This window comes from Streptomyces justiciae (assembly GCF_015163075.1).
Lineage (GTDB): Bacteria > Actinomycetota > Actinomycetes > Streptomycetales > Streptomycetaceae > Streptomyces > Streptomyces justiciae.
This window is the reverse complement of sequence record NZ_JADDXU010000014.1, coordinates 102,907-117,738: the sequence shown is the minus strand read 5'-3', so window position 1 is coordinate 117,738 and position 14,832 is coordinate 102,907. Positions and strand designations below refer to the sequence as shown.

The 14,832-nt window shown below is 67.0% G+C and carries 14 protein-coding genes; 10 read left to right on the top strand and 4 right to left on the bottom strand.

Annotated features, from left to right (window positions below):
- Nucleotides 1-18: 18 nt before the first annotated feature.
- Together IQ210_RS32890 and IQ210_RS48320 are read left to right on the top strand one after the other, a co-directional pair.
- Nucleotides 19-624, top strand: a complete 606-nt coding sequence (locus tag IQ210_RS32890) for a TetR/AcrR family transcriptional regulator (protein WP_194082826.1) — start codon at nt 19-21, stop codon at nt 622-624.
- A 918-nt stretch (nt 625-1,542) separates the two neighbouring features.
- Complete coding sequence (locus IQ210_RS48320; protein ID WP_322657217.1) at nt 1,543-1,671, top strand: DUF6408 family protein; 129 nt, start codon at nt 1,543-1,545, stop codon at nt 1,669-1,671.
- Nucleotides 1,672-1,754: 83 nt separating this feature from the next.
- Here the strand turns inward: IQ210_RS48320 and IQ210_RS32885 are convergent, their stop codons facing one another.
- Both IQ210_RS32885 and IQ210_RS32880 read right to left on the bottom strand, forming a co-directional pair.
- A complete protein-coding gene (locus tag IQ210_RS32885) occupies nt 1,755-3,872 on the bottom strand; it encodes a DUF2075 domain-containing protein (RefSeq protein WP_228048851.1) in 2,118 nt (705 codons plus the stop codon).
- A gap of 209 nt (nt 3,873-4,081) precedes the next feature.
- Nucleotides 4,082-5,965 carry a DUF2075 domain-containing protein gene (locus IQ210_RS32880; RefSeq protein WP_194082825.1) on the bottom strand — a complete coding sequence of 628 codons (1,884 nt, stop codon included), beginning with the start codon at nt 5,963-5,965 and terminating at the stop codon, nt 4,082-4,084.
- Between the two features lie 624 nt (nt 5,966-6,589).
- Here IQ210_RS32880 and IQ210_RS47475 point away from each other — a divergent pair.
- From IQ210_RS47475 to IQ210_RS32855, 6 genes are all read left to right on the top strand, one after another.
- Complete coding sequence (locus IQ210_RS47475; protein WP_228048797.1) at nt 6,590-7,486, top strand: hypothetical protein; 897 nt, start codon at nt 6,590-6,592, stop codon at nt 7,484-7,486.
- Nucleotides 7,486-8,130: a helix-turn-helix domain-containing protein gene (locus IQ210_RS47470; protein ID WP_228048792.1), complete on the top strand. Its 645-nt coding sequence runs from the start codon at nt 7,486-7,488 to the stop codon at nt 8,128-8,130. Before IQ210_RS47475 ends, IQ210_RS47470 begins: the two co-directional genes overlap by 1 nt.
- Nucleotides 8,127-8,696 (top strand): helix-turn-helix domain-containing protein, encoded by a 570-nt coding sequence (locus tag IQ210_RS32870; protein ID WP_322657214.1) that lies wholly within the window; start codon nt 8,127-8,129, stop codon nt 8,694-8,696. Before IQ210_RS47470 ends, IQ210_RS32870 begins: the two co-directional genes overlap by 4 nt.
- 179 nt (nt 8,697-8,875) lie before the next feature.
- Nucleotides 8,876-9,592, top strand: coding sequence for a ParA family protein (locus IQ210_RS32865; RefSeq protein ID WP_194082823.1), 717 nt, complete (start codon nt 8,876-8,878; stop codon nt 9,590-9,592).
- Nucleotides 9,589-10,362: a hypothetical protein gene (locus IQ210_RS32860; RefSeq protein WP_194082822.1), complete on the top strand. Its 774-nt coding sequence runs from the start codon at nt 9,589-9,591 to the stop codon at nt 10,360-10,362. Before IQ210_RS32865 ends, IQ210_RS32860 begins: the two co-directional genes overlap by 4 nt.
- Before the next feature lie 121 nt (nt 10,363-10,483).
- On the top strand, nt 10,484-10,810 hold the full coding sequence (locus tag IQ210_RS32855) for a hypothetical protein (RefSeq protein WP_194082821.1): 327 nt from the start codon (nt 10,484-10,486) through the stop codon (nt 10,808-10,810).
- Nucleotides 10,811-10,874: 64 nt separating this feature from the next.
- On the opposite strand, the gene IQ210_RS32850 is transcribed toward IQ210_RS32855, so the two are convergent.
- Nucleotides 10,875-12,068 (bottom strand): helix-turn-helix domain-containing protein, encoded by a 1,194-nt coding sequence (locus IQ210_RS32850; RefSeq protein ID WP_256785621.1) that lies wholly within the window; start codon nt 12,066-12,068, stop codon nt 10,875-10,877.
- On the bottom strand, nt 12,065-12,865 hold the full coding sequence (locus IQ210_RS32845) for a hypothetical protein (RefSeq protein WP_194082820.1): 801 nt from the start codon (nt 12,863-12,865) through the stop codon (nt 12,065-12,067). The genes IQ210_RS32850 and IQ210_RS32845 overlap by 4 nt, the downstream gene beginning before the upstream one ends.
- Nucleotides 12,866-13,528: 663 nt before the next feature.
- On the opposite strand from IQ210_RS32845, the gene IQ210_RS32840 reads away from it, so the two are divergent.
- Both IQ210_RS32840 and IQ210_RS32835 read left to right on the top strand, forming a co-directional pair.
- Nucleotides 13,529-14,431, top strand: a complete 903-nt coding sequence (locus IQ210_RS32840; protein WP_194082819.1) for a restriction endonuclease — start codon at nt 13,529-13,531, stop codon at nt 14,429-14,431.
- Nucleotides 14,432-14,553: 122 nt separating this feature from the next.
- Nucleotides 14,554-14,730, top strand: coding sequence for a hypothetical protein (locus IQ210_RS32835; protein WP_194082975.1), 177 nt, complete (start codon nt 14,554-14,556; stop codon nt 14,728-14,730).
- Nucleotides 14,731-14,832 lie beyond the last annotated feature (102 nt).

The window sequence follows — 14,832 nt, the reverse complement described above, 5'->3', positions numbered from 1 at the left end:
TCGAACGAGGTGCCGCGGATGACAGCGACGGACCAGGCCATCACGCCACGCACACGCCGCAGCCGCCTCTCCCCCGAGCGCGAGAAGGAGCTGTACGCAGCGGTGCTGGACCTCCTGCGCGAGGTCGGCTACGAGTCCCTGACCATGGAGGCGGTGGCCACCCGCACCCGCTGCAGCAAAGCCACGCTGTACCGCCAGTGGGAAGGCAAGCCGGAACTGGTCGCACAAGCACTACGCCACACCAAGGGCAAGGCGGTGGGCGACATCGACACCGGCTCCCTGCAGGGCGACTTCCACGAGGTGGTGAGCCGCATGGACGACGAGGAACTCCGCAAGGAGACCGCCCTGATGCGGGGCCTGATCCACGCGGTCCACACCGACCCCGACCTGCTACGAGCCCTACGGGACCTGATCGTCGACCCGGACCCGACGGGCCTGGAAGCGATCCTGCTGCGAGCGGTGTCCCGAGGCGAAGTCAGCCCGGACTGCCCGGCGTTGGCGTATGTCCCTCACGTCCTGGTGGGCGCCCTGATGGCCCGCCCCTTGGTGGCGAACCAGCCGCCGGACCGGGAGTTCCTGCTTGGGTACCTGGATGCGGTGGTGTTGCCTTCCCTTACGGCGTGACCGGGTCGGGGCGGATGCGTGTCTGCGGCTAGACGGCGGCGGGCCAGCGACGCCGGCCAACTCCCGCAACTCCGCCCACGCCACGGACTCCATCACGGCCGATGCATCTCATTCAGCCCTGGAGGAGTGCGACATGTCCGCGAGGATGCCATCAACAGGGCGCAACTCAGCGACAGCCTCCGGAATCACACCCGCATGAACCAAACCTACGACCAGGCGGAAGACACCTGAAGAGGCAGACTCCCTCGGCGCATCCGCTCGGTCTCCTCCCCAACGCCCGGCAGCACACTGTCACCCCACCGCACGCTGAGAGCAGCTGCCGTCGAGCCGGCTGTGGCCAGTGCGCGGGTATAACTCCCTGTCTGAGGGCGGATTGAGCGACGACTTGCTCACCGGGCGGCGCAGGGTGCGTCGCCACGCGTGATCCAGCCCCACGTACTACTTCCAACCGCGCCTCACTCTTCGGCCAGCTCAGCGATGTGCACCTTGGGGCGCATGAGTTCGCTGCTTTCCCGTCAGGCGCGCAGGTAAGGCCGCTCGGCCTCCAGAATCACGCTGCCCAAAGGACTGTCGTACGGCCAGTAATCAGCGCTCGCCGGCCGAGCGATGTCACCATTGGTGACGCTCCGAAATGGTCGGGCTGCACTTTGCCTTGTCCGTACGAGTCCCGGCCGAAGGCCTGTGGAACTGCTGCCACATGACCGCGTCGCAGCAAGGAGCTCTCAACTGCACGGTGCGATAAGGTGCGTTCACGCTGCGCACCTTCCCGGAGGGTACGCGAGCAGCGTTCGCGAGCCGCCTCAGCGGTCGTGGATGACGAACGGCGGTGCCACCAAGTGGACCTCGCTTCACGGTGAGGGCGGCTGCCCGGTAGGGCGATCCCTGCCATTCCGAATCCATCACCGAGGAGTGGCCCCAGTGAACACTGACGAGTACAAGCCTGCGCGTCGCACCTGGCCCCGTGAGGTCCTGGTGGGCGCCGCCGCGGGAGTCGTGTCCAACCTCGTGTTGGCGGCGCTCACGGCGGCAGCGCGCCTGCTCTTCTGACGCGGGCAAGTGGCGGGCCCGGTGAGCCCGCCACTCTTTCACCGCCCGGTTCCATGCTGGTCAGGGCAGCGCTCAGATCCCCTTCAGAACAAGGGATTCTGTCCGGACGGCGCGGTCCTCCTCCGCCTGCGTGAGCGGCGCCTGCCACTGCGGGACGGGCGCGGAAGATGCGGCTCCCGGGCCTCGGGCGGGAGGTTCTCCCACGTGGGACGCAGCCCGTGAACGTGCACCTCGCCCACGAGCGCCTTCAAGTAAGTCCTCGTCTCCTCATCCGTGGAGTAGAGGACAGTCGCACGGCTCGCACGCGTCATCAGCACGTGGTAAGCGTGGCGAACGCACCGGGCGAAGTCGTCGTCAGTGAGACTGCTCGCCCGAACTTTAGGGTCGAACGACCCTGGTTCCGCCACTCGTCTGATGCTGGTTCCCGGCTCCTTGCGGTCCTTGCCACGCCGGAACACCCAATGCCCGTCGCGGCGCACCATGTCGTCGCCCATGATGACGCCGCACCAGTCCCATTCGAGCCCTTGCGCCGTGTACACACAGCCGATCTGGTCGAGCCCTGCCTCGTTCACGGACCAGATTCTCGACGGGGGCGCGCCGTTCTCGCAGAAGGTCTCGCTGTCCGCGTTCCACGGGCGATGCCAACCGCCGATGCGGACATCGGCCTCGAGACGCTTCTCCTTGCCCTGCGGTTTGGTCCAGGGCCAGCAATAGCCCGCGACCATACGGGCCGTAGCACCGGCAAGGGCTTCCGAGCGGATGATCCGCTCCAACTCCTCGGGAGTATCGGCGACTTCGATGTGCATCAGCCCGTCCGGCGTCCATTCCTCCGGCTGGTCCTCCGACAGCCCCAGGACTGCTCGTACCCAGCGGACGTATGCGTCGCTCCCTCCGCAGCGGAACTGTTCGCGGAGCTGATAGGGGACCAATGTGGCACCGCGCCGCTTCGCGGCGTCCTCGATCAGCTCGACCGTGCCGACCTCGTTCGGCCGTACGGTCTGACTCCGGTCCAGGAAGAACACGGTCAGACGGGATGCGTCGAGCAACTCGTCCACCTGAGGCTGTGTGCCCTGTTGTTCGGGTTTCCAGAAGCGGCTCGTCGAACGGTCCCGGAGGCGATGTGCTTCGTCGCAGATCAGTACGTCCAGAGGAGGCTCTGGCGGTGTGACGAAGCTGCTGAAGTAGGTGAAGCTCTCCTTGAACTCCCGGTCACCGTAACCGACGTGCTCCTGCATCGCGCCGTTGAAGGCCCGGCTGCCGCTGGCGTACTTGACAGTTCGCCCCTGGGCTTCGAGTTCCGCCTTCACCTGCAGACCGATGGCGCTCTTCCCGGTCCCGGCGCCACCGGTCACGAGGAACACGACACGTCTGTCGTCCGGGACGAGAGCGGGTTGGTCCGGGTCCCCCAGAACCACGGAAGCAGTGTCCAGGATGTCCTCCGCGACCTGCCGTTGCCGCCCGCGCAGAGTGAACACCGTGTCCTCACCCCGTGACCGGATCATCGCATCGAGCAAGGGTGTGTTCCGCAGGTTCATCCGGCTGAGGAGTATTTCGGCCGCGGCGTCGCCGCCGTCTTCCGCGAAGTGCTTGCGGAGATCCGTCAGGAGCCGGTCGCGGCCGTCGTTGGTGTACATGCGCGCGTACACGCCCGTGGGCGCGGTGATGTCCATCAGTGGCTTGACGGATTCGTCGGTGGCGTTGTGCAGGTAGGCGAAGCCACCGCACTCGAAGGCCAGTCCGCTCAGCGGTCCTCGGTCTCCGGTGAAGAGCTGGTAGTACTCCTGTAGCTGGAGGGCTGGGTGCCTCTTGGGCTCCATCATCCCGGGTACGTGGACCAGGTCGGCGGTGGCTGCTTCGACCCGGGTCACCGTGGACCATCGTTTCAGTTCGACGAGTTGCACTGACAGCTCATGGCTGTCCGGATGTCTGCCGATGAGCACCACGTCGACGAGACGAAGGTCGTTCGGGTCCTCGGGCTGATCCACCGTCGCCGCGCACTCGACGACCATCTGTACGTTGCCGCGGTCCGCCGCCACCAAGTCGTTGGCGAGGTTGACCAGGCTCTCGGCCCAGGCGCAGCGTTCGGTCAGTGACGCCTCGGAACGCCGGAAGTGCTTCCACCTCTCGGCGAGATGAGGCACCATCCTGCGCCTTGAATTGAGCGTGAGCAGGTCTCTTGCCGAGAGTTTCAGCAGGAGCATCGACACGAGGAGGTTCCCCCAGGGCACGAGTGACTCGTGCGGGTGGGGGCGTGTCCTGCTGAGGGAAGCCCGTCGGGCCGCATCCGGTACGGGTGATCTTAGGCAGGCCGATGGTTCGCGTGGACGGCTTCTGCCCGAGGCCGCTGCGGCAGGCCACGGCAGTTGGCGGAAACGCGGCGGTGTATTGAATGCCACGCGGGAGCCCACTGTCACACCGCAGCGGTCACCTTCTCCGCTCCGACCAGCTCGCGCAGCTTCTCCTGGGTCTCCGGGTCCGTCGAATACACGACGGTGCCGACCATGCCCCTTGTCAGGAGCACTTTGTAGGTGTTGCGGATCAACCGGTCCACATCGGCGTCCGACGTGGACTTCTTGAACACGGGGTCCTTGGACGCCGTACGATCCGTGACCCAGCGGTCACCCCGCCAGACCAAGTCCGGGCCGATGATGACCCCGGACCAGTCGTACTCGAAGCCCTGGGCCGTGTAGACGCAGCCGATCTGTCCGAAACCCGCCGGGTCGGTGGCCCACAAGGCAGACGGCGGCGCCCCTGACACCGCACGTTCGCCGCGCAGGTTCCAGGGCCGGGCCCATTCGCCGATGACGACATCCAGGGGGAGCGGATGGCCGGGCTTGGGCTCCGGAGACCAGGGCCAGCAGTAGCCGGCGGACATACGGGCTCCGTAGCCCTCGGTGCGGCGGGCTTCCAGGAAGGCCTCCATCTCCTGAGGGCTCTCGGCGACCAGCAGCCGCATGCGGTCGTCAGGGTCCCAGGTCACAGGACCACCCGGCTCCAAGCCGAGCAGCCGTACCACCCATCGCAGGTAGGCGTCGCTGCCGCCGCAGCGGAACTGGCTCTCCAGCGGGATGACATGGCAGGCGACGCCCTTGCGGGCGGCCGCTGCCTTGATCTCGGCCACCGTGCCCATTTCGCCCGGGCGCACCACCTGGTGTTCGTCGAGGAGGAACACGGGAACGCGCGCGACGTCGATGAGTTCGTCTATCTGCGGCTTCCCCGTGCGCTGGGCGGCCCGGGTGTAGCGGTTGGCGGAGGTCTCACGAATGCGATGAGCCTCGTCGCAGATCAGTACGTCGAGGGTGTTCTTCTCGGCCGTCATGAAGCTGTTGAAGTACTTGAAGAGGTCCTGTACTTCGCGCTTGCGGGCCCCGGCCACCTTGCGCATGGTCTTCGTGAACGACTGGGAGCCGGTGGCGTGCAGGGCCGGGACACCTTGCCGGTACAGCTCACCGAGCACGGAGAGGGCGATGACGCTCTTTCCCGTTCCGGGACCTCCGGTGACGATCAGGACTTCTTTGTGGTCGGACCGTTTCGCCTTGCGAACGGCGTTGAGGACCATGCGGTAGGCGACCTGCTGCTCGTCCAGCAAGATGAACTGTTCACGGTCGCGCACCTCTTGGGCGGCGACGGACATCAACTGCTTCGAGGGGACCGCCCTGCCCGCGAGGAGTTCGTCCGCTACCCGGGCGCCCGGATGCTTGTCGCTCAGTCTGGCGCGGAGGTGGTCGAGGAACTCTCCTCGGCGCTCGGCGGTGAACAACTGCCCCTGGCCGTCGACTTCGAGCTCACGTAGCCCACTCACCCCGAACTCGGTGGCGTTGTGGAGGAAAGCCACTCCACTGACACGCTGACGGTGCTCAGCGACCGCGCCATTGAAATTGACGAGGTATTCGCTGTATCTCCGCACCTGTTCAATGGGATTGAGGACGGGGTGTGCGTAGGCGTCCACATAACAGAGGACCGGATCGTCCTCATCGGGCGTTGCCTGGCTCCACTGCTTCAGCTCCACCACGACGTACGACGGCTCCCCCGTGACCGGGTGCACACCGGCGAGCACGGCATCGGCACGCTTGCTGTTCAGCGGCAACGCGTACTCGATCATGACCTCGACAGCGCCGAGACCAGCCTCGTTCAGAGCGGAGGCCAGAACCGGGAGACTTCGCTCCCAGGAGCGAACCTCGGACAGGCCGGGGCGATAGCCGTGCATGTGCGCAAACTGCTCAGTGAGATGCAGGAAGAGCGAGCCGTCGAACGCCATGACGGCGACCGTTTCGGCGGACGCGCGGAACAGCAAGGACTTCCCCCAGGCAGCACGAAATGACTCGTGCGGGTGGGGGCGTGTCCTTCGAGACTCCACCGGAGTGGAGCGGAAGCCCGTCGGGCCGCGACTACGGTGCGATCAAGCTTACCCACGGGACCCAGCGGGGTGGACGGCTCCAGCGCAGACGTCAGCTGCCGCCAGCCTTCAAGGAAAGCCAGGGACCGACTCCGCTGGGCGGACAAAGCCTGGGAGGCAGACGAGTCGGGCTGTACGCCGGGTATTCCTGACCCACCTTTCTGACCTGCACCTTTGTGGGCCGGATCGGCTGTGACCTGCTAGGTCGGGTCGCAGAGACGACCGGAGGCAGTCAGGGGAAACCGCTCTGATTCGACCCCGATTCGAACCGAGCTGCTCGGAGCCGATCAGAGGCGTTCGCCCTCTGTTTTGGTCCGAGTCAGCCCAGGTCAGACGGCGTTGGTCAGGCTGTGGACCCGCTGACGGCACTCGGATTCGATCTCGGTCGAGCCGCGATGGGGACGCCTGCCTCCAGCACCGGAGCCAGGCATACGAATGCCTCCAGGATGGCCATCCTGGAGGCATCGCTGGCACCGATTGGAGGTCGGTACCGGACACCACCCGTGGTTTTAGCGGGCCTGGGTGGCGTCTCTGTCCTTGCGGGACGGCTCCACAGTGCCATACAGCACCTACCAGACACCTTCTCTCCGACGGCCATTTCACCCAGGCGAGCGACTGGGTCTTCACCAGCTGCCTACGGCTGCAGCCGATCTCATCCTGCTCGGGGATCTCACCGGCCGCTACGCGGCGGGCAGTTACAGCAAGCTCGCCACCGACGGCCAGAACGTGCTCCCGCGCGCGGATCGTCAAGGCGCGTCCGAGCATGGGCACCGGATCACGGCGGCCATCGCCTGCCATGTCGCTCGCACCGGCGGCACCGTCGACCAGCTGACGCAGCTCTTGCTGCACCCCGAGCACGAGGGCGGGCAGCACGCCCGGAACATCGCGCTGCGCTCCGGCCAGTCACGTGCCCTGGCGTACGTCGACCGGGTGTGGGCCAGCGCCTCGGCCGCGGTCAGCAACACGACGGTGCTGGAATCGCGGCACCACGCGTATGAGGTGCTTGCCGCGCTGCGCGACCGCATCGAGACGACGCCCTGGCGTGGGGAACGTGGGCGGACCGCGCTGCGGGTCCTGCGGGCGCATCTGAACTTCGCCGAGATCGCGGGCGGGCCCCTGCACCACGCCAGCGAGCGGCAGACTGCGGAGGAAGCGGGGATATCCCGCACGACCCTCCGGGTCGTCTACGAGACCGTCCTCAAGCCACGGGGCTGGCTGCGGCGTCTGCGCGTCGGCAACGGTCGCGAGGGCTCGACCTGGTATCTCGCCGAGGGCGGCCCCGACCGCCACAGCATCCCCGTAGCGCAATCTCGTTTCCGAACCACTCAGTACCCCCCCCCGACCTGGCACTTGAGGAGTGGTCCACTCCTGAGACGGGCACGACAGCCGACCTCGACTCCACCGTCATCGGCCGGCTGATGGGCCACGACGCCTTCGCCTACCGCAGTCTCGGCAGCGCCGCACTGGTGATCATCGGTGCACTGCATGCCCGTGCGGCGCAGACGGCCGCCGAGCTTGTCGGCTCGTCCTCCGTCTCCCGCGCCACCCTCTACCGCACCTTGCGGCGCCTGGCCGACCACGGCCTCGTCCACCACAGCGGTGAGACCTGGACCCTGGCACCTCATGCTCTGGAGGGCTTCGGCGACCGCCCTCCGGAGGCTGCGGCCGAAGAGATCGCCGAGCTGGCCCGCGGCTGGGATGCAGTCGCGACGCGGCACGGGACCGCGGGCGTCGCATCCCGGCGCAAGGCGGTACACGCCGCCGAGCGCGCGGCGTACCAACGGGCGCTGGAGCGGCTGTCGGAACACCGCAGCAAGGCCGTGGTGATCGTCCGCGACGGGCGCCAGGTCGTGGTTCCCACGCCACGCCCCGACGAGGCTCCCACCGCGTGGCACGCCCCGGACGGCTGCGTCCTCGATCCGGTCACCGGCCGCGCCGCTCCCGACTGGCGGATCGCCACCGATGGACGACTGATCCTCATCACCCCCGCCGACCAGCGCAGTTACGACGAGCTGGCCGCCGCCCATGCCGAAGCCCGCAGCGAATGGGAGTCCGCAGCGTGAACCCACCCCCTCCACCCACGGCCGATCACGACGATGAGGTCACCGCGCAAGCACTGCGGGAGCAGTACGAGTCCGGTTCCACCGTGGACCAACTTGCGGCGAGCAGTGGCCTGTCGTACGGCACGGTCCTCAACCGGCTGCGCAAAGCGGGGACCGTGATGCGCACGTCGTGGCAGACGCGCGGGATGCGCGAGGAGCAAGCCCGCCGCAATCTCGCGGCCCGTCTGCGTCGCCTCTACGACGAACAGGGCGCCACGCTCGCGGAGTTGGCCGTAGCCGGGTCCGTGACACGACGTGTGGCTCGGCGCCTGCTGATCGAGGCCGGGGGCACGCCGCGGACCACACAGCAGACGCTGCGTATCCGCTCCGCAGCCAGTAGAGCACGGCGCATGAAGCTCGCGTCGTCCCTGCGGGCGCGGTACGAGGCCGGAGCCACGGTGCCGGACCTGGCTGCGGAGTACAGCTACTCCGTCGGCACCGTCTACCGGCTCCTGCACCAAGCGGGCACCCGCATGCGCCCCAAGCACCACCACGGCCCGGCCCGCACCCCGAGGAAGCGGTCATGAACACCCCCGCACGGGTTCCCGGCCCGGTCTGGAAGATCACGGGACCGATGACGGGCCATCCCGAATACAGCGCTGCTCGGGGTCCTCCTTCGCCCGCGCTCAGCAGCCACCGAACGTCGGCCTTCTCGCCGACGCACGCACGTCAACGCGCCTTTCCCGATTCAGGAGATCAAGCACTCGTGAGTGAGAACACCCGTACCAAGACCCTGGCCGCTGCCGCGGCCAGCGCCTGGGACGCCTTCGTCATCGTGGTCGGCATGCTCAAGGGCGGCACCGGCAAGACCACCTCCGCCTGGTTCATCGCCCTCTACTACGCCGTCGTCCTCAACATGCCCACCCTTTTGCTAGACGCGGACGCCACCAGCCAGTCCGCCTACGACTGGTTCAAGGTCGCCCAGGCCGCCGGCTTCGAGATCCCGGCCAACCTGGTCGTCGAGCGATACCCCTTCGACGACATCGCCGAGTACATCCGCACCAAGCGTGCCGAGTTCGGCGCGATCGTGGTCGACGCCGGCGGCGGCAGCGCCCGCATCTTCCACGAGGCTGTTACCGAGGCGAACCTGCTGCTCGTGCCGGTCGCTCCTACCAAGATCGAGCGCCGCAAGCTCGTGGCCACCTTCGACGAGGCCGAGCGCGCCGCCGCCCGTAACGACCACGGCGTCACCGCCCACGTCGTGATGGTCAAGGCAGATGACCGCACCAGCCTGCCCAGCCGGGCGAAGCAGCAGCTGCTGGAGCCCGCCGAGGGCGAGGGCATCGGCCCGGACCGCGACGAGCCGTTCCCGCTCGCCGAGACCGCCATCCACTCATGGGTGCACTACATGGAGGCCTTCGGCGAGGTCCCGACCGAACTGAGCGAGTACGCCAACCTGATGAAGGAGCTGACCGAGGCATGAGCGAGAAGAACGACAGGCCAAAGCCGCCGACTCGCCGCACCGGCGGGCGTGCCCTGGGCGGGGCCAAGAAGACGACCCCGCCGCCCCCTCCCCCGGCCGCCGAGCTCACGCCCGAGCAGTTCGCCGCCGAACAGGCCACCGCGCAGGACGACGTGGTTGGTGCTGGTACACCGCGGGTTCAGCACGCTCTTGTGGCCGCTGCCTTCGAGGCACCGGCTCAGGATCTGACAGAAAACGTCGAGACCGCCGAGCCGGGGACGGAACGCGCCGACCGGCTGGCCCAGCGGCAGCCGCCACCAGTGGCCGCGGCTCCCCAGTCTGGAGCGCTTGGGAGCCAGCCCAACCAGACAGCCGAAACCGACGGTCAGGGCAGCCCGTCCCACGCCGCACCCGCAGCTTCTGGCACGGCACCGACTGCCGAGGTGGCCATCCGCCCGGCGGTCACTCCGGCGGCAGCCGGTACGGCGTTCCCGTTCAGACCCGACAGTCCTGCACCCCACCAGGCCCAGGACACTCGGGCGCAGGAGTCGCCCAGTGAGGGAGCACCAAACGCCTACGGTCCCGGTCGTCCCGAGAACATTCCCGAGGCCGCCGCTGTCCTCAATCAGCGCATCATCATGCGCGAGAGTCTCGACTCGTCGGTCCCCGCCGCGTTGAAGCTGAAGAAGCGGATCAAACGGTTCGCGCTGGACAACGAACTCGACCACCTGCCCATCGGCGACATCGTCTCCGTCGCGCTGGACGAGTGGCTCACCGCCCGCGGATTTTGAGCCGACCGCAGTTCGCGAGGCGGCCGCCCTCATGTCGGGGTGCGGCCGCCCCTGCCGACTATTCCAATAGCCCAATAGGCGGATACCTATCCGCCTAGCCAGACCGACCCGAAGAGCTCTCGTGCCTGATCGCTCCCCCTATGCCGCCCGACTACGTGAGATCGCCGACGCCCTGGACGCCGAGTTCCAGCCGTCCGACGACGTCCTCACGCCGCACGCCGACACCATGGCCGTGATCAGTAACCGGCAGACAAAACGCGGGCAGCTCAACTACGCCGTCCCCGAGGTCCTCCAGTTCCAGCGCCGCATCCGCCGCTGCAACGCCGACACCGACATCCCTCACGGCGACATCGTCGCGCTCGCCCTCGACAGCTGGCTGCGTGCCAAGGGCTATCCGCCCGATTCGAAGGACGGGCGACGAAAGGGGCTGGACGTCAGCGGAACCTGACGATCCGTTGCTCCAACTGCGTTCCCCATGAGGACCGTTGTGACTTTTGCGCGGTTTGGGGAATCTAGGGCCGTCGTCTGCGTTCCAGCAGGGAGACCACTCGCCCGCTCACCTGCTGACGGCTGTCTGGCGACGGCGCCGGGGTAGGCGATTCGCTGTCCGGCGTCCGGGCCGTCACGGTGCGGAACAGTTCCGTCGGCATGCGGCACTGCGTCACCAGTTGAGATTCGTCGATGCCTTCTTGCGTCAGCAACTCCACAGCTCTTGGCAAGAGGGACGGCTGCTCGATAGCGCTGATCAGGCCCGGTTCGTTCCGGCGCCAACCACGGGCTGAAATGGTCGTCATGGCGTTGCGGTAGGACGTGTCGCTGAGTCTGCCGAGCCATCGCGCACGGTACAGAAGTGCCTGGATGCTGACGCCCCACTGCTCTTTGAGCCGGGCCAGTGTCTGCCAGGCGGCGCCGCCCATGGTGGCGGGAAGCAGGTCTCGGATCTGGTCGGCCGGCATGAGCAACTCGGCGGCGAAGCGATGGGCTTGGGCCTCAACGATGCGGCCGCCGGGCTCTGCGTCGCTGTGCATCATCAGGTGTCCCAGTTCATGCGCGACGTCGAAGCGCTGCCGGTAGTAGTCCCGCTTGATTGGGTTGAGGACGATCACAGGACGCAGTTTGCTGTCGAACGAGTAGGCGTCGACCGACGCTGTCTGCGGGGGGCTGAAGACCACGAGCACGCCGTGGTTCTCCAGCATCCTGACAATGTGTCCGGCAGGGCCGTCCCCCATCGCCCAGTCCTGGCGGAGGAGTTGAGCGGCACGTTCCGGGCCGTCGCCGTCTGGGTCGTCCACTGGCACGGGATGGCTGGGAACGGCAGGATCCGGGAACTCGACGTGCCGTTCAAGGCTGTTCGTGATGTCCACGGCGAGCTGGCCGTAGGCGTAGGCCTGGTCTCGGGCCAGCTGGCTGGTGGAACGGAGCGAGCGGAAGTGCGGTGTCGTGCAGAGGGCAGCGACGTCCTCTGCACGGATCGCGAAGAACCCCGGGTCGACTGACAGACTCAGTGCCAGCTGCGCCACTGTGGCGGCTGTCGGCCGCTTGGCTCCGGACTCCCAGGCCGCCACCGCGGTTGGGCTCTTGTCGACCAGAGCGGCCAGGTCGCTTTTGCGCAGGCCCGCCAGGTGCCTCGCCATTTTGAGGCGGGCACTGTCGAAGAGCGCGGCGACTTCCGCCGCTCGGTCGAGCGTAGACGTACGAGAACTCACCCTTCATCACTAGCACGGTTGCCTGGGCGTTCTTCCATGGGCCGGCGCAGGCGAACGGGTGCGTCCGGCACGGTGCTCGGCCCGGTCGGCAGCGGCGTGTCATCCGTGCGGCGTCCGCCGTCGGACGGCGGTGTGCTGAGGATGTCGTGCCGCCAGTGCCATGCCTGTCCCCCGCCGGTATTGAGGCGGGGGCGCCCCAGAACCAGTTCAGTCCGTCCGCTGAGGGGGTCGAGAGTGTGGGCCACGACGTACGTTTCGAGGTCCAGTTCCGCCTCTGCCGCCAGCATCTCCAGACCGCCGAACTCCTCTGCCTCCAAGCCTTCGAACAGTGAGGGCTGCGCTGGCTCGGAGGTGCGCTGCCTGGCTACCTGCTGCTTGGTCGGGCTCTTGCGGGGCCACGGCAGCCGGTCAAGTTCTCCGAAGTCACATGAGGCGAGCAGGAATCGACGCTCACCGTGCGCCCAACCGGGGCTGCCGTTGAGGTCGGCTCGTCGCACCAGCCCCGCATCCAGCTGCGGCATGGTGTCGATGTCCCGTTCGGACAGCTGGTCGTACAGCAGGTCGAGGTCGGCGTCGTCGTTGCCGGAACGCACCGCGTAACGCTCACAAGCGAACACACGGTCGAGGCGATCACGGAACAACGTGTACCTGAGGCTGCCGAGCAAGGCCGCGTCGTGACCGTCGGCCTCGGAGTACGTCTCCAGAGCCCGAGCGGTAGCCGCCAGATACGCCCAGCGCAAGCCAGCCAGGAGACCGGCGTCGCCGAACTCCGCGATGACATCCTGGTGTTCGCTCACGATGAGGAAGTTACACCATAGCCAGTATTTTGCGTGCCAGAGTGAACCACTCCGGCGTGTCGAGGGTCGCGAAGCGCACCGACCTATCCATCCAGCCGGTAATTCATCGACTCCTGGGCCAAGTGACGCTGAGGCCCGAAGCTGCCGGTGCGACGGCCCCGGGCATGACAGAAACCCATCTGTCCGTCTCGCCGAGTCGGGACTGTGACGGCACGCAGTTCTTCCGGTACTCCCTCAAGTACGACGGGCACCCGTCCGAACGATTCCCCGAAGAGCAGTCCGCCCCCGGTGCGCGCGGCGACCCCCACAGACCCCTCCCCCCGGCCGCAACCTTCGCCAGCAGCCCTGTCGCCAGGCCTCCCCCCGGCTCGATACGGCAGGGCACCGACCAACAGCGGCGCGTGCCCCATCGGGTGCCCCATCAACTCCGTCCACCCGAGCGCAACCACACGCCCCCACCGGGTCCACACGGTGACGCGAAGCCAGCCGGCTAGCCGCAATCAATAACAAATCGATAACTAGAGAGAGAACACAAATGCACCTTTCATCCAAATTAGTCCATAAATTGTCGACCGAAATGGTCCTCCCGTGAGCTTCCTGCTGCGTTAACCAGGGTCGAATACCAACCTGGTTTAGTTACCCTCTGCACTGGGAGGTGAGGGCATGCCCGATACAGAGCTGGTAGTTGGCGAGGAACTGACGCGGCGCGAACTGCACCGGCGTTTCGGCGGGACCCCGCAGGGAGGCATCGCTCCCTCCTCTGCGTCGCGGATGGTCATGCTTTTCACCATGGACAGCTCCCCCGCCTCGGACTACACGGGGTGGGGCGACGACGGGACCTTCCACTTCATGGGGCAGGGCGCCCGCGGCAACCAGACGATGACCCAGGGGAACCGCTCCCTCCTACGCCACCAAGAAGACAACCGCACGCTGCACGTGTTCCACCGGCTCCCGAATCGGTCTACTGGTGGGGTTCCGCTGTATCGCCACTTGGGACGCTTCCGTCTGGACGACGAGACGCCGTACTACTCCGCAGATGCCCCGGACGAGGACGGCACCAACCGCAACGTGATCATCTTTCGGCTTCGGCCCATCGGCGCGATCGCCGGTGGAGGCCCACAGCTCCCCAGGACGCCAGCGACAACGGTGCGCATCGTCGAATTGCAGCCGACTTACCAATCCAGGCACACCTCGGAGATACGTCCGTCGCGTGCGCACACCGAAGCACAGCTGGTGGAAAGCTACGCCGCGCATCTGCGGGCATCGGGGCGCAGCCTGACCCAAGCTCAGCTGACACTGGCCGGCGAGACCACGCCCTACCGGGTGGATCTGCTCGACTCCACGGAGAACCGGTTGATCGAGGCGAAGGGGAGCGCAACCCGGACTGCTGTCCGTGAGGCGATCGGGAAGCTGCTGGACTTCCGGCGGTTCTTCAACCCCACGCCTACCCTCGCGGTACTCCTGCCCTCGCAGCCGCGAGAGGACCTGCTCGATCTCTGCGCGTCCCTGTGCATCGAGGTCGTATGGCCACGCGGAGACGGAGGTTTCGTATCGACCCATGACTGACGGTCGGGATGGCACCGCACAGGCATGCGACGCCATCCCGACCGCCCTCCCGGTCTCACAGGGTTCCTAGGCGCTGTGAGTAACCGCACCCATGTCCAGCATTGAACAGGAGCTTCTCCAGTATGTCCGATAGCGGCACCGCTACCGAAGGCAACCACGGAACCGATCCGGCGATCCTCTACATGTACAGCAGCGCGCTGCTGGCCGGAGTCCTACTGATCATCATGGGGCACACCACCCCGCTGGAGGCCTCGGGGTACGTCTCCCCCTTCCTCGTCCTTTTCGAGCAGAGGCGATAGCCATACGCGACGGCCGCTCTCCGCAGAGCGGCCGTCGCACCTGTGCCGGGATCGGCTCGCGAGGAAGTCGGCTTAAGCAGCTGACGAATACCTCAGCATCGG